This is a genomic window from Hymenobacter sp. BT730 (genome assembly GCF_030542105.1).
Taxonomy (GTDB): domain Bacteria; phylum Bacteroidota; class Bacteroidia; order Cytophagales; family Hymenobacteraceae; genus Hymenobacter.
In genome coordinates this window covers 447881-472217 of the sequence record NZ_JAUOFB010000001.1, presented here as the reverse complement: position 1 = coordinate 472217, position 24337 = coordinate 447881, and the positions used below count along the sequence as shown (strand labels likewise).

At 57.0% G+C, this 24337-nt stretch carries 19 protein-coding genes; 7 read left to right on the top strand and 12 right to left on the bottom strand.

From position 1 onward, the window contains the following. Nucleotides 1-79: 79 nt before the first annotated feature. Complete coding sequence (locus tag Q4G72_RS02000; protein ID WP_303309761.1) at nt 80-3109, bottom strand: M16 family metallopeptidase; 3030 nt, start codon at nt 3107-3109, stop codon at nt 80-82. A gap of 206 nt (nt 3110-3315) precedes the next feature. Here Q4G72_RS02000 and Q4G72_RS01995 point away from each other — a divergent pair, with 206 nt between their 5' ends. After that, complete coding sequence (locus Q4G72_RS01995; RefSeq protein ID WP_303309760.1) at nt 3316-5049, top strand: M28 family metallopeptidase; 1734 nt, start codon at nt 3316-3318, stop codon at nt 5047-5049. Between the two features lie 151 nt (nt 5050-5200). Beyond that, on the top strand, nt 5201-5608 hold the full coding sequence (locus tag Q4G72_RS01990) for a hypothetical protein (RefSeq protein ID WP_303309759.1): 408 nt from the start codon (nt 5201-5203) through the stop codon (nt 5606-5608). Nucleotides 5609-5626: 18 nt separating this feature from the next. Here the strand turns inward: Q4G72_RS01990 and Q4G72_RS01985 are convergent, their stop codons facing one another. The 8 genes from Q4G72_RS01985 to Q4G72_RS01950 form a co-directional block, all read right to left on the bottom strand. After that, nucleotides 5627-6727, bottom strand: a complete 1101-nt coding sequence (locus Q4G72_RS01985) for a glycosyltransferase (protein WP_303309758.1) — start codon at nt 6725-6727, stop codon at nt 5627-5629. Nucleotides 6728-6936: 209 nt separating this feature from the next. Beyond that, on the bottom strand, nt 6937-8349 hold the full coding sequence (locus tag Q4G72_RS01980; protein WP_303309757.1) for an MFS transporter: 1413 nt from the start codon (nt 8347-8349) through the stop codon (nt 6937-6939). Between the two features lie 68 nt (nt 8350-8417). Then, a complete protein-coding gene (locus tag Q4G72_RS01975; RefSeq protein ID WP_502213665.1) occupies nt 8418-10256 on the bottom strand; it encodes an alpha-amylase family glycosyl hydrolase in 1839 nt (612 codons plus the stop codon). Between the two features lie 113 nt (nt 10257-10369). Beyond that, on the bottom strand, nt 10370-11077 hold the full coding sequence (locus Q4G72_RS01970) for an SDR family oxidoreductase (RefSeq protein WP_303309756.1): 708 nt from the start codon (nt 11075-11077) through the stop codon (nt 10370-10372). 167 nt (nt 11078-11244) lie between these two features. Beyond that, a complete protein-coding gene (locus Q4G72_RS01965) occupies nt 11245-13521 on the bottom strand; it encodes a glycoside hydrolase family 65 protein (protein ID WP_303309755.1) in 2277 nt (758 codons plus the stop codon). A gap of 47 nt (nt 13522-13568) precedes the next feature. Further along, a complete protein-coding gene (gene pgmB / locus Q4G72_RS01960; RefSeq protein ID WP_303309754.1) occupies nt 13569-14222 on the bottom strand; it encodes a beta-phosphoglucomutase in 654 nt (217 codons plus the stop codon). Nucleotides 14223-14279: 57 nt separating this feature from the next. After that, a complete protein-coding gene (locus Q4G72_RS01955) occupies nt 14280-16214 on the bottom strand; it encodes a glycoside hydrolase family 13 protein (RefSeq protein WP_303309753.1) in 1935 nt (644 codons plus the stop codon). A 194-nt stretch (nt 16215-16408) separates the two neighbouring features. After that, a complete protein-coding gene (locus Q4G72_RS01950; protein ID WP_303309752.1) occupies nt 16409-17845 on the bottom strand; it encodes a hydrolase in 1437 nt (478 codons plus the stop codon). Between the two features lie 287 nt (nt 17846-18132). Here Q4G72_RS01950 and glgP point away from each other — a divergent pair, with 287 nt between their 5' ends. From glgP to Q4G72_RS01935, 3 genes are all read left to right on the top strand, one after another. Next, a complete protein-coding gene (glgP, locus tag Q4G72_RS01945; protein WP_303309751.1) occupies nt 18133-19782 on the top strand; it encodes an alpha-glucan family phosphorylase in 1650 nt (549 codons plus the stop codon). 334 nt (nt 19783-20116) lie between these two features. Then, nucleotides 20117-20812: a guanitoxin biosynthesis heme-dependent pre-guanitoxin N-hydroxylase GntA gene (gene gntA, locus Q4G72_RS01940; RefSeq protein WP_303309750.1), complete on the top strand. Its 696-nt coding sequence runs from the start codon at nt 20117-20119 to the stop codon at nt 20810-20812. Further along, the gene (locus Q4G72_RS01935) at nt 20778-21371 is read left to right on the top strand and encodes a DUF1989 domain-containing protein (protein ID WP_303309749.1); all 594 of its coding nucleotides are present in this window, start codon (nt 20778-20780) and stop codon (nt 21369-21371) included. Before gntA ends, Q4G72_RS01935 begins: the two co-directional genes overlap by 35 nt. A gap of 22 nt (nt 21372-21393) precedes the next feature. Here the strand turns inward: Q4G72_RS01935 and Q4G72_RS01930 are convergent, their stop codons facing one another. After that, nucleotides 21394-21978: an arylesterase gene (locus Q4G72_RS01930; protein WP_303309748.1), complete on the bottom strand. Its 585-nt coding sequence runs from the start codon at nt 21976-21978 to the stop codon at nt 21394-21396. Nucleotides 21979-22280: 302 nt separating this feature from the next. Between Q4G72_RS01930 and Q4G72_RS01925 the strand changes: the two genes are divergently transcribed. Beyond that, on the top strand, nt 22281-22592 hold the full coding sequence (locus Q4G72_RS01925; RefSeq protein WP_303309747.1) for a thioredoxin family protein: 312 nt from the start codon (nt 22281-22283) through the stop codon (nt 22590-22592). An 11-nt stretch (nt 22593-22603) separates the two neighbouring features. Beyond that, nucleotides 22604-22846: a DUF6952 family protein gene (locus tag Q4G72_RS01920; RefSeq protein ID WP_303309746.1), complete on the top strand. Its 243-nt coding sequence runs from the start codon at nt 22604-22606 to the stop codon at nt 22844-22846. A 95-nt stretch (nt 22847-22941) separates the two neighbouring features. Here Q4G72_RS01920 and Q4G72_RS01915 read toward each other — a convergent pair whose 3' ends face one another. Together Q4G72_RS01915 and Q4G72_RS01910 are read right to left on the bottom strand one after the other, a co-directional pair. Beyond that, on the bottom strand, nt 22942-23565 hold the full coding sequence (locus tag Q4G72_RS01915; RefSeq protein WP_303309745.1) for a TetR/AcrR family transcriptional regulator: 624 nt from the start codon (nt 23563-23565) through the stop codon (nt 22942-22944). Between the two features lie 72 nt (nt 23566-23637). Next, complete coding sequence (locus Q4G72_RS01910) at nt 23638-24327, bottom strand: carotenoid biosynthesis protein (RefSeq protein ID WP_303309744.1); 690 nt, start codon at nt 24325-24327, stop codon at nt 23638-23640. Nucleotides 24328-24337 lie beyond the last annotated feature (10 nt).

Sequence of the window (24337 nt, the reverse complement as noted above, 5' to 3'; positions counted from 1 at the left end):
TGCCTGACCGTTTTAATGATGACACAAAAAAGCCCGGCCTCCAAAACTGGAAACCGGGCTTTTGCATTGGAGTCAGCGCTTACTTGGCGTCATCCTTTTCTTTCACCTTGGTGCTGTTCTCGTCGGCTTTTTGCTTGCGCTTTTTCTTGCCGTCCTCGCCCTTGGTCTTCTCCTTGGCTTTTTTCACGTCGCTGTCGGAGAGTTGTTTGGCCATGTCTACGGCAGTAGGGGCGGCGGCTGGGGCCACAGCAGCGGCAGCTACTGTGTTGCCTTCCAGATCCAACTCTACTACTTCGTAGCCCAGCTCATTGATAGCGGGGAAGGCCTTCGCCCGGTCGCCTACTACCACAATGTACATGTTATCGGGCGTGAAGTACTTCTGGGCCAGGGCCTGTACATCCTCCTTTTTCAGCGTGCGCAGAATCTCGCTTTGCTGCTGCACATAGTCTTTGTTGAGGTTGTACTCTACCATGCGGCCCAGGAAAGCGGCTTTCTGACGGCCGGTTTCGTACTTCAGCGCGTCGCTCTGGCCCACGGAAGTTTGCAGGAACTGCAGTTCTTCGTCGTTGATGCCGGCGGTGCGGTAGTTCTTCATTTCGCCTACAAACTCCTTTACTGAGGCCGCCGTAGCATCGGCGCGCACGCCAGCCTGAGCGGTGAACGGACCGGCGTAGTGGGAGCCGTTGAAGTACGAGTAAGCGCCATAAGTGTAGCCCTTGTTCTCGCGCAGGTTCAGGTTGATGCGGCTGTTGAAGTCGCCACCCAGCAGATGGTTAGCCAGGCCGGCACGGTAGTACTCGCCGGTAGCATCATAGGGCAGGCTGAGGTAACCCACCCGGATTTCCGACTGCGGGGCCCCTTCCTTGTTCACGAAGTAGATGCGCGTTTTGTCAGGCTGCGCGGTGGCCGTGGTAGGGGCCGGCAGCGTGACGTCTTTCTTGGCCCAGCTCTGCAGGAAGCCCAGCTTGGGCACTATCTGCTTCTGGTCTACATCACCCACAATCACCAGGTTGGAGATGTTGGGGGCGTAGTTGCGGGCGTAGAATTGCTTTACATCCTCCAGCGTAAGCGCCTGCACGCTGGCTACGGTACCACTGGACGGCACGCGCATGATATCCGAAGCAGGGTAAATCAGACGAGCAAAGGTTTTGTTGGCAATGGCTGTGGCCTGCGTGTTCTGGTTGGCAATGCCTTCCAGCGTCTGCTTTTTGATCCGGGCGAAGTCCGTCTCGTCGAAGCGGGGGTGCAGCAGACGCTCTTCCAGCAGGGCCAGCGTCTTGTCCAGATTTTTGGTCAAGGACTGCACGTAGATGGTCGTGTTGTCGTTGCCGGGCACTACCGAAATGGAGCTACCCAGCTTATCGAGGGCGGCGCTCAGCTCCTCGCTGGTGTACTTCTGCGAGCCTTCATTCAGCATAGCCGCCGTGAGCGAGGCAATACCGGCTTTGGATGGGTCCTGCTGCTCCAGGCGGTGGCCGCCGGGAATGGTGAGCTGCATGGTTACAGCCGGAATTTCGGTGTTGCGCGTGCCAATTACCTTGAGGCCGTTAGGCATGGTTTCCTGCCAGTAGGCGGGCACCTTTACTACGGGGTTGGCGCCAGGCTTGGGCTGCTGGCTGCGGTCGAAGGAGTCCTTCGCCTTCACATACGTCAGACCTTTGTACTCATCGGCCGGAGCCTTGAAGCCATCTTTGGAAACTGTGAAGTTGCTGGCTTTGGCTACCAGGTTAGCAGCTCCTTTGGGCACTACACTCAGAATAACAGCCTTTTTGCCTTTGATGTACTGGTTGTACACGCGCAGCACATCGGCCTTCGTGAGAGCCCGAATTTCCTGCAGATCCTTGGTGATGCGGTTAGGCGAGCCGGTAAACGTTTGGGCAGCAGCCAGCTCGGATACTTTGCCGCTTACGCTGGCCAGACCGTTAATCGTCTGCGACTCGCGGCTGGCTTTAAAGCGCTGCAAATCCTCATCCGTTACGCCACGCTTCTCAAACTCCTGCAGGGAGCGGCGCGCAATCAGCTCCAGGCTGTCGAGGCCTTTGCCGGGGAAGCTAAGGGCCCGGATGGTAAACTCACCACCCAGCTCAGCAGTAGGGTGGCTGGCCGAAGCCTGTACCGCTTTCTGCGTTTTTACCAGGTTTTTGTAGAGCAGGGAGTTGTTGCCGCCGCCAATGATTTCGGCCAGGGCATCCAGAGCCGTTTCATCAGGGTGGTAACGGGGCACGGTGGGGAACACCATTTGCAGCATGGGGAAACGCACGTTATCCTCATAGCTCACGTAGCGGTCCTGGGCCAGCTTGGGCGCAGACAGCTTCATGTTCTGCACGGCGGGGCCGGGCTTAATAGAACCGAAGTATTTCTCGGCCAGCTTTACTACATCGGCGGGCTTCACATCACCACCCACCGTCAGGGTAGCGTTGTTGGGGCCGTACCAGCGCAGGAAGAAGTTTTTCAGGTCGTTTACGTCAGCCCGGTCCAGGTCTTCCAAGTAGCCGATGGTCAGCCAGCTATAGGGGTGGCCGTAGGGGTACAGCGTTTTGGCTACGTACTCGGAAGCCAGGCCGTAGGGGCGGTTGTCGTAGTTCTGGCCACGCTCGTTCTTTACCGTAGAGCGCTGAATCTCAAATTTTTCCTGCGTTACGGCGTCCAGCAGAAAGCCCATTCGGTCGGCTTCCAGCCACAGGGCCGTTTCCAGCTGGTTACTGGGCAGGGTTTCGTAGTAGTTGGTCCGGTCGCGGTTGGTGGAGCCGTTCATATCGCCGCCGGCCGCTGATACCAGCTTGATGTGCTTCCCGCTGGGCACGTGGTCGGAGCCCTGGAACATCATGTGCTCAAAGAAGTGCGCAAAGCCGGACTTGCCGATGGTTTCGCGGGCCGAGCCGACGTGGTAGGTTACATCCACGTGCACTACCGGGTCGGAGTGGTCTTCGTGCACTACCACCGTGAGGCCGTTGGGCAGCTTATACTTCTCGTAGGGAATTACTACTTCCCCGGGCTTGCTGGCCACTTTTTCTACCAGGCGGGTGCCGCTGGCAGTGGTGGTTTTGGCTGTTGGTGCCGTTTTTTTCTGCTGGGCCGCGGCTGGTGATACAACCAGCAGCGTACTCATTCCAAGCAGCCACAAATGCTTTTGAAGCATAAGAAATTTTAAAAAGTTGAATTAGAAAGTACCACTTCAAAGTGAAGATACAAGTCTACAGACATTTCCCGACAGGAAGAAGCTGCATCTGCGTAAAGCAGTTGCGAAGTGCCTGGTATTTCGACACATTTAACCTGATCTGCCTCTCTCGCCTACACCCTTTCCTTTCTGTTCTCATGATGCGCTTATCCTCCTTATTTCTGCTGGGCCCGGCTGTGGCCTGCGGGCTGCTGGCTGGCTGCCAAAGCCGCAATTCTCCACCCGAGCTGATTACCCGCAACACGCCGCCGGATTCGACCGAGGCGGCTCCCACCGATACAGCCGTAGTAGCTGCACCGCGGGATGGTATCACGGCGGCGGGTATTGGGGAGTACATCAAGGTATTGGCTTCGGATGATTTTCAGGGCCGTAAGCCCTTCACCGCCGGCGAAACCAAAACCACGGAATACCTGGCCAGTGAGTTTAAAAAGCTGGGCCTGAAGCCCGCGCCCAACGGCACCTATTTTCAGCCCGTGCCGCTGGTAGAAATTACCGGCGCCCCCGACAGCACCATGCGCATTAGCGGGGGCAAAGGCCAGCCGCTGAGCCTGCAGTACAAAACCGATTTCATGGCTTTTACTGAGCAGGAAAAGCCGCAGGTCACCGTCACAAACTCGCCGCTGGTATTTGCCGGCTACGGCGTGGTGGCCCCTGAGTATAACTGGGACGACTATGCCGGGCTGGACGTGAAAGGCAAAACCGTGGTGGTGTTGGTAAACGACCCCGGCAATGCCGGCAACGACACCACCATGTTCAAGGGAAAGGCCATGACTTACTATGGTCGCTGGATGTACAAGTACGAGGAGGCCGCCCGCCACGGCGCCACCGGCCTGCTCATCATTCACGAGACCAAACCGGCCGCCTACCCCTGGTCCGTAGTACAGACCAGCTATTCGGGGGCGAAGCTGCGCCCTCAAACGCCTGACCGGGGCGCCAGCAAGTGTAAGCTGGAAGGCTGGATAACGCTGGATGCCGCCCGCCGCCTGTTTACGGCCGCCGGCATGCGCTACGATGACCTATATGCGGCCGCCAACCAGCGCGGCTTTAAAGCGCGGCCCCTGGGGCTGAATGTGAGCATCAGTATCAAAAATAAAATCCGGCGCACGGCTTCAAAAAATGTGCTGGCCGTACTGCCCGGCGCCACCCGGCCCCAGGAGTACATCATTTACACGGCGCACTGGGACCACCTCGGCATTGGGCCCGCCGTGAAGGGCGACTCCATCTATAATGGGGCCCTGGATAATGCCAGCGGCGTGGCGGCCCTGCTCACCATTGCTAAAGCTTACACTCTACTCCCGAAAAGCCCGGACCGCAGCATTGTGTTTCTGGCCGTAACCGGTGAAGAGCAGGGCTTGCTGGGCTCGGCCTACTATGCGGCCCACCCCATATTTCCGCTCAACAAAACGGTGGCCAACCTGAACATGGATATGCTCCGGCCCTTTGGCCCCATGCGTGACGTAACGGTCATCGGCTACGGCCAGTCGGAGCTGGATGAATATGCCCGCACGGCAGCGCAGGAGCAGCAGCGCTACATTCAGCCCGATGAAAGCCCCGAACAGGGCCACTTTTACCGTTCCGACCACTTTAGCTTCGCCAAAGTGGGTGTACCGGCCCTGTATGCCAGCGGCAGCTTTGATAGCCGCGCCAAGGGCAAGGAGTTTATTCAGGAGCAAAATGCCGCCTTTACGGCCCAGCACTACCACCAGCCCAGCGACGAATACAATCCGGCCTGGGACCTGCGTGGTATGGAGCAGGATGCGCGCCTCTTGTTCACCATTGGCCTTCGTCTGGCCGGCGAAACTACCTTCCCGCAGTGGAAAGCCGGCTCGGAGTTTAAAGCCGCCCGCGAAAAGAGCATGGGTACCCGGTAGCCTGCTGGGTCACACCCAAGTCAGGTATAGAATTTCTTAAAGCCCTCGCTATCTACGGGGGCTTTTTTGCGTAAAACATTACTCCCCCCTGCTGCTTATTCATCTGCTACCAACTAACGCTGCCTTACCCTGCTTCTATCTTCCTTTTACCGTGTCTATATCTACTGCTGAGCTACCCTATGTACGCCTGACGTACCGCCCCGATTTGCGCATTCTATTTATGCGCTGGACGCGGCTGGTTTCTTCCCAGGAGCATCGGGCGGGGTATACCGCGGGTCTTGCTCTGGCCCAACAGCACCAGGCTGGTCACTGGCTGGTTGATCTGCGTACCAGGGGCTTGGCGGAGGCCGAGGATTTTAACTGGATTTTGCGGGATTTTCGGCAACAAATGCAACAGGCGCTGCCCAATACCTCCTTCCGCTTGGCATATCTGGTTACTCCCTACCATCAGGAACTCATTTCCAGTCGGATTTTCCCCGAGGAAAACATGTTCCGAAGCTTTATTGAAGAGAAAGCTGCTTACCAATGGCTGGGCGCACCTATGCCAGCGGTTTCCTAGTGCCCGGATCAGGATAGTCTATACCTCTGCCCACCGATACCGGCGCTCTTTCCACAAAATGCCTCCCGGCCACATAGTGTAAGCCAACACCGCCAGGGACATCAGCAGCAGGTAGGCATCATAGAGCAGCAATACTCCTAACCTTTCCTGATGCCCGGCCTGGCGTAAGGTAATCGTCAGAAACAGCGTCTGAAGCAGCAATTTCCCGGCATATAGTGCGCCAATAGTACCCAGCGGCAGCAGGCCGGGCCAGCCCAGTATAGTATAGAAAAAGCCATAAGAGCTAAACAGTGCCCCCAATTGCCAGGGCAGCTGGCTGGTCCCTTTCATCCAGCGCTTGCGCTGGCGGAGCAGGTGCCGCATGGTAGGCTGTGGCACCGATACTCCCAAAACGGTGGGCAGGATGATATTCCGAAAGCCCCAACCCTGCGCTACAATTCGCCCAAAAAGCTGCAGGTCTTCTATAATGCTGAAAGCCAGCGTTTCATAGCCGCCAATGGACTCATAAGCCGCGCGGGTTACCAGCATATTGTTGCCCACGGCGGTAACGGGCAGCCCCAAATCGGAAAGCAGGCGAATAAGGCTGAGGCCAAACAGCCAGTCAAGCCCCTGCAGGCGCCCAAAGAGGTTGCCACTGGCAGTAGTTACGCCTGTTACCACCCCTACTCCGGCCGGAGCGGCGGCCAGCATACTCTGCACCCAATCGGGCGGCATAGCCATATCCGCATCAGTAATCAGAAAATACTCGGTAGTAGCCGCCCGACAGAGGTGGGCCAATACGTTGCTTTTGCCGCGGGCGGTACCCAGCCGGTGCCGGATAGGCAGCAGATGAAACTGGGGTTTATCGGCGATAAAACGCTGCACAATGCCCATGGTATCATCGGTAGAAGCATCATCCCCTATCAGGATTTCCAGCTGTTCAGGTGGGTAATTCAGCCGGGCCAGGGCCCGCAGGCAGCGCGCAATGGTAGCGGCCTCGTTGCGGGCCGCAATCAGAATGCTTACGCGGGGGGTAACTGTACTCAACTGCACATGAGGGCGCGGCCATACCAGCAGTAGCAGGGCCAGGGCATACAGGCCAAAGAACACGCTGAAAAAAACAGTAACGAGTAGCATCATATCCCCGGATAGCCTCTATGCCGCGCGGCCCGATCAGAACGTCCTGACAGCCCAGCGTAACTAGCATACGGCGGGCAAATGGCGGCGCGTTGCGGAGGAAAACGCTGATTTTCACGGGCATGGTTGTCCGTAAAAATCCGGAGTATGCCCATAAGAAAGCCCTGACAACTGGTTGTCAGGGCTTTCTTAAGAATATTAAGTTTCTCGCGCTAGAGGCGTGGGTCGGTTTGAACCGGGGCATCGTAGGCGGGGCTTTCCGGTGCCAGGGCTACGGGGTCGGCAGGCAGTCGGATATCGTCCGCATCGTGGACAATCAGCGTGAGCAGACCCGAAATAATCATGGAGCAGCCCCCCAGAATCAGCGTGTAGATAGACTCACCGCCGAATACATTTTTGGTGAAGAAGCCCAGAATCAGGCCGGCTACAACCTGGGGTATCACAATAAAGAAGTTGAAGACGCCCATATAGTAGCCCATTTTGTTAGCCGGCAAGGCTCCTGCCAGCATAGCATAGGGTACCGAAAGAATGGAAGCCCAGGCAATACCGACACCTACCATAGAGAGCAGCAGCATCTTGGGGTCCTGAATGAAGTAAATCGAAATCAGACCCAGACCACCGGCTACCAGACACAGCATGTGCGTGAAGCGACGGCTGGTGGCTTTGGCAATAGCGGGCAGCAGCAGGGCGGCAATGGCAGAAATGCCGTTGTACACGGCAAAGCAGATGCCTACCCAGTCAGCCCCTTCGTTGTAGATTTTGGAAGTGGCATCAGAGGTATGATAGATGTGGCTGGTTACGGCAGGCGTGGTATAAATCCACATGGAGAACAAGGCCAGCCAAGAGAAGAACTGCACCAGGGCCAGCTGGCGCATGGTTTTGGGCATATGGAAAATACCCGCAAACGATTCCCGAACGCCATTAAAGAAACCTGCCGTGCGGCGTTTTTCCTCCTCAAACTCTTCCATGTTAGCGGGTGGGTATTCGCGGGTGCGTAATACCGTCCAGAGGACCGCCAGGAAGAATACAAAGCCCCCGATATAGAAGGAATACTTCACCGACAGCGGAATCTGCCCAGCCGGGGCCGTATTCGAAATATCGAACAAATTGGTAAACATCCAGGGCAGAGAGGAAGCCACTACGGCGCCTACACCAATAAAAAACGTTTGCGCGGCAAAGCCCGTGGTCCGCTGTTCGGAGGGTAATAAGTCGCCGACCAAAGCACGGAAAGGCTCCATGCTGATGTTGATGCTCGAATCCATAATCCAGAGCATGCCCACGGCCATCCACAGGGCGGTAACGTTGGGCATCACCAGCAGCGCAAACGATGCCAGAATAGCGCCAATTAAAAAGAAGGGACGACGACGGCCCCAGCGCGGGCTCCAGGTACGGTCAGACATATACCCAATAATGGGTTGTACCAGCAAACCAGTGAGGGGCGCCGCCAGCCAGTAAAGTGCTATTTCGGTACCGCCCAGCGTTTCAAAGATACGGCTTACGTTGGCGTTCTGCAGGGCAAAACCGAACTGAATGCCAAGGAAGCCGAAGCTCATGTTCCAGATTTGCCAGAAGCTCAACCGGGGTTTTTCGCGGGTACTGCTCGCCGTTACTACGGAAGTTGCCATGCGCTATTGGGTGGGATTAAGAGAGAGATTCGAAAGATTAATTTACTGATTTTCGGCCTGTTTACGCTTTAGTGGCGGGGCTGAATCTCGAAGATATAAGCGCTTTGAGGTGTAAGCGTGATGGTCAGGTTATCGGTGGCCGGCATTCCGTTCAGCAGGTCCTGGTAAGAATACACACGGTTAGGGTCGAGGCCCATGGCCTTGAGCGCCTGTGGGGGAATGCGCAGGGTGGGCCGCATGGTTTTATCCTTGCTGAAGTTGGCTACGATGAGCAGCTGCTGCTTGTCGGTGTAGCGCAGGAAGGTGTACACCTGCTTCTGGTCGTAGTCTTTGCCCAGGTTGTTGGCGTCCTGCAGTTCGTAGAACTTGCCACGACGGATGGCATCACTGCTGCGGGAGAGGTTCAGCAGCCGGCTGTAGAAGTCGCGCAGCTGCTTCTGACCACCATCCAGCTTACCCCCGTCAAACTTGCCGCCATTCATCCATTTCTGATGGTTGGGCACGCCCCAGTAATCGAAGATGGTGGTGCGGCCATCGGCCCCGGAGAAGCCCTCGGCGCCGTTAGCGGGCTCGCCCACTTCCTGCCCGAAGTACATCATCACCGGCCCGGAGGCCAGCGTAGCTGATACCGTCATGGCCGGAATGGCCGCTTTGGGGTCGCCGGCAAAGTCTTTGGAGGCAATGCGCTGCTCGTCGTGGTTTTCCAGGAAGCGCAGCATGTGCGAGGAGAAGCCGCGGCTTTCTTCGCGCCACACCCGGGTAATGTCTTCCGTGTTGCCTTCCCCACGCATCAGGCGGCGCAGGCCGTCGTAGAGGCCCACTTTGTCATACAGATAGTCAAAGTGGCCCTGCTCGATGTACATCTTGTACGTCTTAGCATCGTAAGCTTCGCCGATGAACACCAGCTCGGGCTTCACTTTTTTCAGCTCCGGAATTACCCAGGCCCAGAACTCTACGGGCACCATTTCGGCCATGTCGCAGCGGAAGCCGTCCACGTCCTTTTTGGCCCAGAACACCAGAATATCGCGCATTTTCAGCCAGGTATCCGGAATGGGCGCAAAGTGCTTGGCGCGGCCCTGCTGGTAGTCCACGCCGTAGTTCAGCTTGATGGTTTCAAACCAGTCGTCCACTTTGGGCGTGGCCGAAAACACGTCGTTGCCGGTTACTTTGGCTGGGTTCTCGGCAAACTTGCCGTCTTCCTTCGGGCCCTTGGCGGCTCCCAGTGGGTTGTTGCCTGTGGGCACTACCAGCGGCTGACCGGGCAGGTAGTAGAAGTTGTTATTGACGGCAAAGGCCTTGGTTTTATCATCCTTCTCGCCCAGATCTACCACGCCCGCCGGCTTGGCATCCGACTTATAGGTGCGGGCTACGTGGTTGGGAATGAAGTCGATAATAACTTTCAGGCCGTTGGCGTGGGTGCGCTTCACCAGCCCCTCAAACTCCAGCATGCGCGCTTTCACGTTCACAGCCAGGTCAGGGTCCACATCATAGTAATCCTTGATGGCGTAGGGCGAGCCGGCGCGGCCTTTCACTACGTCAGCATCGTCCAGGGCAATGCCATCCTTGGTGTAGTCCGTCATGGTGGCGTGCTCAATCACGCCGGTGTACCATACGTGCGTGGTGCCCAGCTTCTTAATGGCCTGCAGGGCTACGCTGTTGATGTCGTTGAACTTGCCCACGCCATTCTCCGCGGCCGTACCAAAAGGCTTGTTGGTGGCCACTTTGTTGCCGAACAGGCGGGTCATCATCTGATAGATAACCAGCTTGTTGTCCTGGGGTACCTCGTCGGTGGTATTGGGGTCAGATTGGTAAGAAGTCACAGCACGCGGCGCCGGGGCCGGAGAGAGTAGTTGAAAAGATGCCAGCGCGAACAAAGCACCGGCAGCAGGCAATAACAGTTTTTTCATAGTCAGGCGTAAGATAACCAGTTGTGGGCTGATTGTCGAAGGTTTATTGCGGCCGGAAGCCGGCTTTTTACCGCTCCGCTACCGCAATTCTTCTTCAGCAAGCACCAGGCAGGTTACCATTGCTGGGTAAGTGGGTGAATCATCAGCTCATCCACTACCACGTGCGGCGGGGCTTCCAGCACGTAGCGCACCGCCTGGGCAATGTCCGAAGGACGCAGGTGCGTGTTTTCCACCTCCGGGCTCCCGGGCTGCGAGTTATTGAAGTGCGTATCTACCATGCCCGGGAAAATGGTGCTGACCTTGATACCGAAGGGCCGCACCTCCTTGCGCAGAGAGCCTAACAGCGCATCCTGCGCATACTTGCTGGAGCCGTATACCGAGCCGTGCTCAAAGGTGCGCCGCGCTACGTCGGAGGTAACCCCCACAATATGGCCCCGGTTCTGGGCCTTGAAGTGCGGCACGGCGGCCTTGCATAGCAGAAAGGTGCCCTTCACATTCACATTGTAGATTCGGTCCCACTCCTCGGCCTCAAAGTGCTCCAGCAGGCCAAAGCTGCCCACCCCGGCATTGCACACCAGAATATCCAGGCGGCCGAAATGCTGTAGTGCCACGTCCACGGCCTGCTGGGCATCCCCTTCATCGGTTACATCCGCGGCCAACGGCAGAATCTGACCCGATTGGGCCACATCCCGCAGCTCATCGGCGCCGCGCGCCAGTGCTATAACCCGGGCACCCTGCATAGCCAGCAGTAAGGTGATGGCCCGCCCGATGCCTCGGCTGGCACCCGTTACAATGGCTACTTGGTCAGTAAGATCGGTCATTTTTTAAGCCGTTAGCGGATGACTTTTCGCGTTGAAATATTCAAAAGCACATTACAGGATAAGCCATTAGCTTACCCAACAAGACGAGGCAGTTCATCAAAATGTACGCAAATCTTGCCTGTCAATCAACGCAACGAGGGCGGCCCAAGTGGGCCGCCCCGTACTGATTAGCCTACCTGGCGGGCTTCGCCGTTCACGTGCACCGTCAGCGGCTTGTCGGATTCAATATGGACGCCCTCGCGGCCCACGTGCACTTGCAGCACAGCCCCGCGGAAGCGGATGCGGAAGCTGAAGCCAGACCATTGCGTCGGCAGCATGGGGCGGAAGTGCAGCTCGCCGTTGCGCACGCGCATGCCGCCAAAACCCTGCACTACGGCCATCCAGGTACCCGCCATACTGGTGGTGTGGCAGCCATCCTCGGTGTCGTTGTTGTAGTCGTCCAGGTCGAGGCGGGCGGTGCGCAGGTACATTTCGTAGGCCTTTTCCTGCATGCCCAACCGGGCCGCCAGCACGGCGTGCACGCACGGCGAGAGCGACGACTCGTGCACAGTGCGCGGCTCGTAGAACTCGAAGTTGCGGCGGATGGTAGCTTCATCGAACCGGTCTTCCAGCAGGAACATGCCCTGCAGCACATCAGCCTGCTTAATAAAGCAGGAGCGCAGGATCCGGTCCCAGGACCACTTCTGGTTCAGGGGGCGGTCGGCGGCGGGCAGGTCCTGCACCAAAATCTGCTCCTTATCCATGTAGCCTTCCTGCTGCAGCATGATGTTGCGCTTCTCATCCCGGGGCAGGAACATATTACCCAGAATGTCGCGCCAGGCGGCAAAGTCGTGCTGCTCGTCCAGCTTCAGCTCCATGGCCAGGGCGGCGTAGCGGCCGGGGTGCTCCTTGCTGATTTTCTCCAGTACGTGCAGCGTGTACTCCAGCGTCCAGAGGGCAATGGTGCTGGTGTACCAGTTGTTGTTGACGTTGTTTTCGTACTCGTTGGGGCCCGTTACGCCCAGCATTACATACTGGCCTTTCTCCTCGGAGAAGTTCACGCGCTGCGCCCAGAAGCGGGAAATGGCCACCAGCACATCCACGCCGTAGTCGGCCAGGTAGCTTTCGTCGCCGGTGTAGCGCACGTAGTCGTAAATGGCGAAGGCAATGGCGCCGTTGCGGTGAATTTCCTCAAAGGTGATTTCCCACTCGTTGTGGCATTCCTCGCCGTTCATGGTCACCATGGGGTACAGCGCGGCACCGCCCGTGAAGCCCAGCTTCTGGCCGTTTTCAATGGCCTTGCCCAGCTGCTTGTAGCGGTAGAGCAAGAGGTTGCGGGCCACCTGCGGATCGGCCGTGGCCAGGTAGAAAGGCAGGCAGTACGCCTCGGTGTCCCAGTAGGTGCTACCGCCGTATTTCTCGCCGGTGAAGCCTTTGGGGCCGATATTCAGGCGCGGGTCTTCGCCGGTATAGGTCTGGTTGAGCTGGAAAATGTTGAAGCGGATAGCCTGTTGCGCGGCCGGGTCGCCTTCAATAATGATGTCACTCTCGGCCCACTTAGCAGCCCAGGCGGCGGCCTGCTCCTTCAGCATGGCGGCAAACCCTTTGATGCGGGCTTGCTGCACGGCGCGGCGGCACACATCCTGCAGCACACCCCGCTCATGGTTTTCGGAGGAAATATTAGCGGCAAACTTAGTCAGCACGGTTTCCTCGCCGTCCAGCACGTTCACAGTGAAGATGTGCGCCACGTACTTCTCGCTCTCGATGGGGTGCGTGTGGGGCTTTACCTCCACGCCGCCCTGCGTGAGCGTGAACACCATGCCGGTGCACACGTCAAACTCAGTTTTGCGGGTGCGCGCGGTTACGAAAGCGCCCTGCTCCTGCACCGAGCGGCTTACTTCTTCCCAGAACTTCTCGTCGTAGTTGGCGTCCTGGTTTTTAACGTCGAAATCGATGAAGGGCGTGAGGGTGGCTTTGCCCGAAAAGCCTACCGGCGTAATGGAGTACTGCACTACGCCAACTTCGTCGTCCACAATGCTGCAGAAACGCTTGGCCTTGATTTTCACCCGCTTGCCATTGCGTAGCAGCACCGTGCAGGTACGCTCCAGGTAGCCTTCCTGCATATTCAGCACGCGGCGAAAGTCTTCCACGGTGGCTTTGGCCAGGTCCAGCTCTTCGCCGTCAATCTCCACGCCAATGCCAATCCAGTTGGCGGCATTCAGCACTTTGGCAAAGTAATCGGGGTAGCCGTTTTTCCACCAGCCCACGCGGGTTTTATCGGGGTAGTACACGCCGGCCACGTAGTTGCCGGGTAGGGTTTCGCCGGAGTACTGCTCCTCGAAGTTGGCGCGCTGGCCCATGCGGCCGTTGCCCAGCGAGAAAATGCTTTCGGAAATCTTATTGAGGTGCGGATCGAAGCCTTCTTCAATAATCCGCCACTCATCTATTTTCAGGTAATCTTTCATCTGTAAGGGAAGAGAAAGGGTAAGCTAAATTCGGGTTTAAGCGGCGACTAGCGCAGCTCCTGCAACCGTGCCACGGTCATTTCTTCGAAGCCGGGAATCACAAAATCAGCATCGCTCAGAATCGAAGCGTCGCCGACGCCAATGCAGTGCATGCCGCCGTTGCGGGCTGCTTCCACCCCGGCTACGGCGTCTTCAAACACCACGCACTCCTCGGGCGCTACGCCCAGCATCTCGGCCCCTTTCAGGAACACTTCGGGGTCGGGCTTGGCATTGGCCACGTCGGTGCCGTCCACAACGGCATCGAACAGCGACAGCAGCTGCACGCGCTCCAGAATGAGGCGGGCGTTTTTGGAGGCCGAGCCCAGGGCCGTTTTCAGGCCGGCGGCGCGGCATTCTTCCAGGAAGCGGCGCACGCCGGGCAGCACGTCGGCCTCGGTCATGCGCTGCACGTCTTCCAGGTACACTTCATTTTTGCGCGTGGCCAGCGTTACCTGCTCCGCTTCGGGCATGGTGACGCCGCCAATTTCAAGGATGATTTCCAAGGAGCGCATCCGACTTACGCCTTTCAGCCGCTCGTTGTCGTGTTCGGTAAAATCGATGTTCAGCCCGTCTGCTAACGTCTTCCAGGCCTGGTAATGGAATTTCGCTGTGTCTACGATGACTCCGTCGAGGTCGAAGAGACAGGCTTTGATTGTTGCCATGTAGGTAGAAAAAAGAAAGGAGCGAAGCCACCAGGGCCTCGCTCCAGATAAATCAGGTTACTTCTTCAGCTCCAGCACCAGCGTGGTCATGGCCGGTACTTTCAACGACTTCAAATCCGATACAGCGGCGCCACTAATAATGTCCTGCGCGCTGCTGTAGCCCTGCAGGCGCTCGGCAAAGCGGGCGGTGTCTACCGTCTTGTCTTCTTTGCCGGCGTTCATCACCACCATCACCGATTCGCCCTGGTCGTTATAGCGGAAATAGGTATACACGCTGCCATCGGGCACAAAGTGCATGCGCTTGCCGGAGTGCAGGGCGGGGTGAGTTTTGCGGTAGTTGGCCAGCTTGCTCACGTGCTGGAACATGTCCTGCTCCTGGGGCGTGCGACCCGCCGCCGTAAAGGCATTGTGCTTGTCGCCGGCCCAGCCGCCGGGGAAATCGGAACGCACCAGCCCGTCGGGGTTGGAGAAGTTCTTCATCAGAATCTCGGTGCCGTAGTAGAGCTGCGGAATACCCCGCTCAGTCAGCAGCCAGGTCAGCGCCATTTTCTGCTTCTTCACGTCTTCGCCCAGCACCGAGAAAACGCGGCTCATGTCGTGGTTATCCAGGAAGATGACGTTGCGCGAGGCATCCTCGTACATCCAGTCGCCCTGTGCGGTATAATAGATTTTAGCAATGCCTTCGGCCCAGCCGGCTTCCTTGGTCAGTGCGTCTTCAATGGCATACTTCATCATGAAGTCGGTAACGCCGGGCAGGTTGCTTTTGAAGCCGTTTACCGCCGGAAACCCATTGCGCGACCAGAACGCCTGCTGCGCTACGCCCTCGGCATTCTGCACCCAGGTTTCGCCAAACATGCCCAGCTGCGGGTACTCATTCAGCACAGCCTTGCCCCAGTTCATCAGGAATTGGGGGTTGGAGTAAGGGTAAGTATCAATGCGGAAACCATCCAGGCCTGTATATTCCACCCACCAGATAAAGTTCTGGATGAGGTAGTTGGCCACCAGGGGGTTTTCCTGGGCCGGGTCGGGCATGGTGGTATCAAACCACGTGGTGTTGAACATCTTGCGGTCCTCCTCGGAGCCGTAGGGGTCGTTCACCGTGCCGTCGCGGTAGTTGCCCTTCGTGAAAGTGGGCCATTGGTGGAACCAGTCTTTGGCCGGCTGATCCAGAAACAGGTAGTTGTAGCTGCCCATGTGGTTAAGCACCACGTCGTGAATCACCTTCAGGCCGTTCTGATGGGCGCGCTGCACAAACTGCACGTACTCCTCGTTGGAGCCATAGCGCGGGTCCACGGCGTAATAATCGGTGAGGGCGTAGCCGTGGTAGCTGGCCCGGGGCATGTCATTGGCCACCACCGGGGTGGGCCAGATGGCCGTTACGCCCAGCTCTTTCAGGTAATCGAAGTGCTGCTCAATGCCCTTTAGGTCGCCGCCGTGGCGGGCGTACATAGAGTCGCGGGCTATGCGCTCTACCTTCATGCCTTTCACGATGTCGTTCTTCGGGTTGCCGTTGGCAAACCGGTCGGGCATCAGCATGTAAATGAAGTCGGTGCTGTTGACGCCCTGCACTTTGGACTTGTCGCCGACCGTATTGCGGGCGCGCAGCTCGTAGCTATAGGAAGTCTTTTTGGCTCCTTTGAACTCCAGCTTCAACTTGCCGGGCTTGGCCTCGGGGCTGATGGTGAGATTTACCACCAAGTAGTTGGGACTCTCCAGCTTCTGGAAGCCATCCAGCGTAACGCCGGGATAGTTGGCCAACTCCACTTTGCTGCCGGCAATGCCGGGGCCATGCACCAGCAATTGCAGCTTGGGATTTTTCATGCCCACCCACCAGAAAGTGGGGTCGATGCGGGTAATGGCCGCTTTTTTGGCCGGAGCCGCAGTTGCTTCTGCCACGGTTACACCGCCAGCAGGTGCTGCCGTGGTGAACTCAGCGTGTAGGGCGGTGAAACCCAGGCACAGGGCCAGGGGCAGGAATCGGGAAAGTCGCATAAGGGAGGGACGTTATTCAACGAGCGATGTGGCAAGTTATCCTCTCCGGCGCCGCTATCCAAAATCAGCCCTGCATTTCCCGGATGCGCAAAAACAGCGAAATTTCGCTCCAAAGCCCGAAAACGGCCTAACTAAAACGCCCGTGGCTCCTGAAGAACCACGGGCGTTTGCCTATGCTAAATCCAATTCGCTGCCTAGAGCTTAGCCAGCCAGAGTGAGGCATTCAGGTGCAGGCGGGCATGGCTCACGTTTTCGTTCCAGCCGTCGTACACCGTGTTGCCGGGCGAACCGGTGCCGTCGTCGGCCGGTGAGGAGTCGCCGATAATCACCACGCGGCCCGTGCCGAAGGTGCTGCTGGCCGCCATTGCGCTGCTGTTGCCCTGCGTAACGCCCACGCGCCAGATCAGGCCCTGCACGGTGCTGTTGGCCGTGGGGTTCAGCGTCATGGTAGCGCCATTGTGGAACGAAAGCTGCGATACCAGACCCTGCGAGCCGTTCATGATGGGGTTGGTGGAGCTTACCAGCGCGTTGTTGCTGTCTTCTACCACATTGTCGGAGTTGATGCTGAAGCCGAAGGGGTTGGCCTGTACCGTGTTGTTGGTCATCAGGTCGTTCCAGATAGCAGGAGAATCCCAGCCGTCGTTGTTACGGTCGGAAATGATGTGGTCGGAAATCATGAACAGGCCGCCACCGTTCTGCACATAGCGCAGAATGGCGGTTTTCTCAGCAGCGGTGAATACCACGTTGGGCTCATCCACCACAAATACGGCGTAGTTGCTCAGGTCCTGGGCATTGGTGGCGTCGCCATAGGTGATGCGGCCGCCGGCGGGCAGCTGCGCTACGGTGTGGCCCTGCTTGGCCAGCGCTACACCCCAGGCTGAAATGGCGCCGGTCCAGTAGGTTTCGGGAGTAGTAGACGTAATGCCCGACTGTGCGGGAGTAGGTGTGGATACGGCCAGGCCGCCATCTACATCCAGTACCCAGTCGGCGTTGCCGGCCAGCTCACCGTGCGAGCCATCGAACAGAAACTTCTTGCCCGTGCCGGTGGGCGGCGGGGTACCACCGCCACCATACTGCTCAATGGTAATGTTGTCGAAGTTGATGCGGTTGGTGCCGCCCGAGATTTTGCGAATCTGCAGCCGTACCGTGCCGGCAAGGTTAACGGTGAACGAAGCCGTTTGCAGCGTAGCGCTGCTGGTAGTAATGGTGCTGCCTACTTTGGTGTAGGTGCTGCCGCTGTTGGTAGAAGCCCACAGTTCCCAGGTAGAGCTGGCATCAGTGCTGTACACGGCGTGCTGCACAGTTACCACGCCGGCACCGGCGGTGGTATTGAAGTTCATGGTGAGCTTACCCACGTTGCGCACCCGCGCCGACTGCGCCCCGGTTTTGTGGTCGGCGGTGGTGTTGCCGATCAGAGCATCGTCCAGGGTCCAGGAGCCGGAGCCTAGTGTAACGGAGCCCAGCGTGTAGGCCGTTTTGGTGCCGGTTTCGAAACCCTCGGGGAAGCCAGTGGCGCTAACGGCCTGTGTAGCGGTGCGAGTGACCGGGGCCTGCGGCGCGGGGTCTTGTACCGAAGTACAGGCTACGGCCAGACCCAGCATGGCGGCGGTGAGTACGCGGGTAATTTGCATGTAGAAAGGGGGTTGGGGAGGTGAGAAAAAGGGAATTACCGGCAAAACTACCGGCTGGCCCATTGACTGAGAGGAATACAACGTTACCGTTTTGTTACTATATTTTATTGACAGACTTCCACCCGGGTAAACCTCTGAAACGCAGCGGAAACTTCACCAGCAGCGTTTACACCAGCACGCGGCTGCCCTCCCCGCCGTAGGCAAAATCTGCTGCCTTGTGGTTTTCTGCCACTTATTTCTCACCTTCAAGACTGCTTACACTGCCCCTTCTCTTCCTGCATCTTTTTATGGCTTTTACCTTTCGTTCTTACCCTGCCGCGCCAGAATTTTACACGTCGGCAGCTTACTTTTCCATGGAGTTTGCGCTGGATCAAGCCCTGAAAACCTACTCCGGGGGGCTAGGCTTTCTGGCCGGCTCCCACATGCGCTCCGCCTTCGAGCTCAAGCAAAACCTGGTAGGCATTGGCATCCTCTGGACCTACGGCTACTATGACCAGACGCGCAACGAAGACCAGACGATGCGTGTGGACTACCGCCACAAGGCCTACTCTTTCCTGGAGGACACGGGGTTAATTTTCCCCATCACCATTCACGGCGCGCAGGTGAAGGTGAAGGCGCTTTACCTGGCCCCCGAGGTCTTTGGGACGGCTCCCATGTTCTTCCTGACCACCGACATTCCGGAAAACGACTACATCTCCCGCACCATCTCCCACCACCTCTACGATGCCGATACCGCGGCCCGCGTGGCCCAAAGCATTTTGTTGGGAACCGGTGGCGGCACGCTGCTGGATTTGCTGGAGCATAAGGTAGACGTATATCACCTGAACGAAGGCCACGGGCTGCCACTGGCGTTTTATCTGTATGAGAAGCACGGCCGTCAGCTGGCCGAGGTGCAAAAGCGCCTGGTGTTCACCACACATACCCCGGAGCTGGCCGGCAACGAGGAGCATCCTATGAAGCTGCTGGAGGACATGACCTTTTTTGGTAACGTGCCGGCTGAGGAAGTATGCCAGATTGCCGGGGTAGAAAACAACCACCTCAGCTACACGCTGGCCGCGCTACGCATGTCCCGCAAAGCCAATGGCGTATCTAAAGTGCATGGCAAAGTGGCCAACCAGATGTGGGGCAGCTATAAAGGCATCTGCCCGATTATTTCCATCACCAACGCCCAGAATGGCACTTACTGGCGCGACCCGGCCTTGCACCATGCCCTCACCGGCCACCAGGACCAAGCGCTGCGCGCCCGCAAGCGGGAGCTCAAAAAGGCGCTATTCGACATTGTAGCCGACCAGACCGGCAACCTCTTCGACCCCGACGTGCTGACCATTGTGTGGGCCCGCCGTTTTGCCGGCTATAAGCGCGCCGACCTGATTCTGCGCCATTTCGAGCGGTTTCAGCGCCTGTTGAAAGACACTAAGCGCCCCATTCAGATGATCTGGGCCGGCAAGCCTTACCCCAAGGATTACGGCGCCATTGCTACCTTCAACGGCATCATTCAAAAGACCAAAGGCTTTAAGAACTGCGCCGTGCTCACGGGCTACGAGCTGGGCCTCTCAGCGGTCCTGAAAAAAGGCTCCGATATCTGGCTGAACACGCCCCGCTTCCCGCGGGAGGCTTCCGGCACCAGCGGCATGACGGCTGCCATGAACGGCAGCCTCAGCCTGAGCATTGCCGATGGCTGGATTCCGGAGTTTATACGCGAGGGGGAAAACGGCTTCCTGATTTCCCTGGCCAATACCAACGAGCCCGAGCACGTGAAAGATGATGTAGAAGCTACCGGCATTCTAGATGCATTGGAGCAGGATATCCTACCTCTCTATTACGATCAGCCCGAGAAGTTCCTGGAGCTTACCAAAAACGCCATGCGCGAGGTAGAGCCCGAGTTTGAATCGGGGCGGATGGCGCGGGAATACTACGAGAAGATGTACACGGTGTAACGGTTACGGTATCTTTTCAGACTTGCTTTGCCGCCCAACCTACCAGTTGGGCGGCTTTTTTTGTACATTTTTCAAGTCCACTTAGCCACGCGCATCGTATGTGGTGATTCGCGGTCTGGCTGGTTCAGCCAGGCCGTTAAGTAACTGAGTGCAGTGGCGTTGAGCGCATCGCCAGAAAAAGAACCGAATAGCTATTGAGCTAGTCCGGCAAGGGGCACCGAAGTCCCGGCGCTACGTCAGCAGCTGACGCGCCTCAACCCCGTCCAAAGTTTACCCGTATCGGAGTATAGGAATAGGGTTATTCCTTACCTGATTCTGGATTAAATTTTTGGATATGACTGAAGAAGAATCATATATAGTTACAAGGGAATATCTTGATTTTATACAAAACCGAGATTTTCCATGTGTTGCCGCTAAAACGGCGCTTACCTGGAATCAGCTAAAATGCCTCGTAGTTGACCATATGGCTTGCCCTAAAGACGATGCTGCCATTCTGGAGTTTATCTATGATTTCGTAGACACCTATCGCACCGCCGACAAGCTATACCATAGCGCCGCTATTATCTTCAAAGGCCCAGAGAACCCTACGGAAACACAGTTTGAGGAGTTTTTCTGGCAGCGGCTGCAAGCAGTATCCAATCTGGATGCCCAGCGCTACGGGTATGACCAGCGCGTAGTAGCCGACCCCAACTCCCCGGATTTCAGCTACAGTCTCAAGGAAGAAGCCTTTTTCGTGGTTGGGCTGCATCCTGGCAGTAGTCGGCCGGCCCGGCAGTTCAAGTACCCCACGCTGGTATTTAATGCACACGACCAGTTTGAGCGCATCCGGGAAGCCGGCCGCTACGACTCGTTGCGTCAGACTATTCGCACGCGCGACGTAGCGTATTCGGGCTCTATCAACCCCATGCTCGAAGATTACGGGCAATCCTCAGAAGTCTATCAATACAGCGGAAAGGCCTATGATCAGGCCTGGAAGTGCCCTTTTTTAAGCCAACATGTCCTCCACTCTGACCATCATTCCGCCGCGTAGCGGGGTTTCCTTTCTGCTCAAAAAGGGCCAGCGCCTGAAAGTCGTTGATATTGAAGGCGAGCAGGTTTCTGACTTTGTCTGCTATAACCTGGCTGATAAGGCCGAGTACCTCTCCTCAGGCCGCACCATTGACTACGCCGAAACCATCCTGCTTACCAAAGGCCATCCGTTTTACTCCAACCGGAGCAATGTGATGTTTGACCTGGTGGAAGATACTGTGGGTCGGCACGATTTTCTGCTGACACCCTGCAGCGCCGATACGTTCCGTATTATCTACGGCCATACCCAACCGCACCGGGGCTGCTTTGGCAACCTGTGCGCTGCCTTGGAGGAACACGGCATCAGCCCAGATGCTATTCCCATCAGCTTCAACATTTTCATGCACGTAACCGTGGATGGCGAAACCGGGCGCGTAGCGGTGCTGCCTCCCAAAAGCAAAGCTGGCGACTATGTAGTGCTGGAAGCCCGCATGGACTTACTGGTTGGCCTGACAGCCTGCTCGGCGGAGATGTCGAACAACTATGCTTTCAAGCCCATTGGTTACCAGATAGAGGAATAAGACTAGCCCTTTAGTCAGCAGGCTATTGCTCGGCGGTGAGGACTGGCTCCAGCACGGCCCATACATTGTGGGCCAGAATTTTCTGACCCTCGGCGTTGGGGTGCACCCCATCGGGCAGGTTTAACTCGCGGCGGCCCATCACGTCCTGGAGGAGAAACGGCACAAAGGCCACACTATTTTTCTCAGCCAGGGTGCGGAACAAGGCTTTGAATTCCTGAGCATAGTGCACAAAGCGGTGGCCACCCAGCGGGCCCAGATCAAAGGGAAACTCCAGGCCTACCAGCACAATGCGCGCCTGGGGGTATTTCAGCCGCACCTGGTCAATAATTTCCTGCAGGTTCTGGGTGGTTTCGCGCACGGGAATGCCGCGCAGGCCGTCGTTGGCGCCCAGCTCCAGCACAAACACATCTACCGGCTGGCGGGCCAGCACGCTGGCCACCCGGTGCTTACCGCCGGCGCTGGTTTCGCCGCTCACCCCATAGTTGAAGGCTTTGTAGGGCAGCTGCAGCGAATCAATACGCTGTTGCAGCAGAGCCGGGAACGACTCGCTGGCACGCAGCATATAGCCAGCCGTGAGGCTATTCCCAAAGAAGATGATGTTTTGCATACGAACAGGAGGAGGTGCCGGCTGCCCTGCTACGGGTTGTGCGGGCGTGGGCGACGTGCATGCCCCCGGGAGCCACAGGAGTGCTATCAAAAGCCAGCTGGCAACACAACGCATAACCCGGGGAGAAAAAGCGTGACTATACTTTCCTCCCAAACGGCAGGCCAGGCTTTTGGGTTGGCCCGGCAACTTTTTGAGCTGGCAGCAAAACTTTTTTACTACTGCCGGGCTTTAAGCAGGCAACCAGATAAGAATAGTTCTTATCTGGGATGCGTATCTTTGCCAGCTCAACCTTGTTTTTCGTTATGTCCGTTACTAAAGCAACCGATACCGAATTCCGTCAACTGCTCGAATCGAATGAAAAAGTAGTAGTGAAATACTACGCCGACTGGTGTGGCAACTGCCGCCTGTTTTCGCCCAAATACAAGCGCATGGCCGAAGCCACTGAAGGAGTTACGTTTCTGGATGTGAATGCCGAAACCAGCCCCGAAGCCCGCAAGCTGGCCAATGTCACTACGCTGCCTTTCTTCGCTATTTTCCGCAATGGTGAGCTGGTTGATACGGTTTCGGCCAGCAAGGAAGAAGCCGTAGCTGAGCTTATCGGTCAACTCAATTAAGCTGCCGGCACATGAAAATCCCTGCTATTAAACAGCTGGTTGAATCCCAGACCCTGGATACGCTACTGGCCGCTGAGGAAGCCCTGCTGGAAGAGCAACAGCCTCCTTTTGAAGTGCCCGGCGAAGATGAAGGTGAAAAGCTGACGCACGTGTTTGCCGCCATTTTCATTCTGAACCACATGCGCGACAGCGGCAGCGAGTTTAAGGACTCGCTTCGCGAATACACCAAGAAAGTGCGCGTTTCCATTAGCTAAATAGCGCTCCTTCTCAAGCTACTGCCCCGGAAAGTACCTGCTACATGCAGTACTTCCCGGGGCAGGGCTATTGTGGGGGCTATGGTCGGCGCGGCTTACAGACGAGCAAAGTGAGAAGCCGCCAGGTGCATGCCTTCCTCCGTGCAAATACCCCGGATATAGTAGAGGTAAATACTCCGGAATACCTCGGCCAGGCTGTAACGGCTGGGCGGGAAAATATCGGTATTCAGAATCAGGTTGATCTGCTCCAGAATAATTTTGGTGACCAGCTCAATGTTGATGTCGCCACGGAACTGCTTGCGCAGAATGCCGTCGTTCAGCAAGCCGTGGATCTGGGGGTAGGAGTAGGTCACCAGATGATCCATCATCAGGTTCCAGGCAGCCGGGTACTCCTGCTGTACTTCTGCGAAGTTGGCGCTGGGGGTTTGCTGTATTTCATGGATGCCATGCTGTAACAGCAGCAGAATACGCTCCACCGGGTTTTCGGTACTGGCGAACAGGGCCGCGTGCTCATTACGCTGGCGTTCCAGGTCATGCACTACTACCTGCGTTACCAGGTCGTCCTTATCTTCGAACATCCCGTGAAACGTAGCCGGCGACACATTAAGCCGCTGGATAATTTGCTCCAGCGACAAAGCGCTGACCCCCTCGCGCTGGAAAAGCAAACGTACCTCCTCTAACAGGGTGTGGTGTAGCGTAGTAATGGGAGTACGATTCATGGAAGGCAAAAGACAAACAAAGGGAGTGGCAGCTCTGGCTGCCTAAACTACTAAATTGTGGAGAAGCGCGGTTTATCTCAGCAGCCCCAAGCCAAAGAAAAAGAGCAACTGCACCAGATACACGAAAGGTACCAGCTCATTGCTTTTTACGAAATGGCTGCGGTTAAAAAATACCTGCAGAATAAAGGAAAGGGCCAGCCACGCTTTAAAATTCTGCAGCGGTACTACATCAGCCAGCCAGTGCCAGAAATCATAGCGCATGGCTACGGGCTCGATGCAGATGTCCATTCCCACCATAAGCAGCGCCCCTACAATAGCCCGAAGAATATTGGGCAGTGGCAGATAGCGGGCCAGAATACCGGACATATACGTGAGCATCAGCCAGTTCAGGCCAATTATCAGCGGCACGCCCCAGAGCTGAAAACCCAGCACGGGACCGTACTCATAGTTTCCGAAGATAATCTGGCTGCTCACGCCTATCACCTCAATGCCAAAACCCACCACCATCACGACCACACAGAACCAATAGAACTCCCGGCTACGGTTGGGTTGAAAGGCCAGCAGCAAGGCCGCGGTAAGCAGCAGATTCAGCGGTACAAAGCGGAGATAGAAGCTGGGGTCCAGCGAGAAAGCCAGGCCAAGAAATCCGGTAACGTGAAATAAAAGCACAATTCCCTGAGCCACGCGCAGGCGCTGGCGGCTGGGCGCCGGCAGGGCGGGCGGGGCCGCGGGCGGATGGGGCATAGAATCGGTAGTGGGCATGAGAAACAAT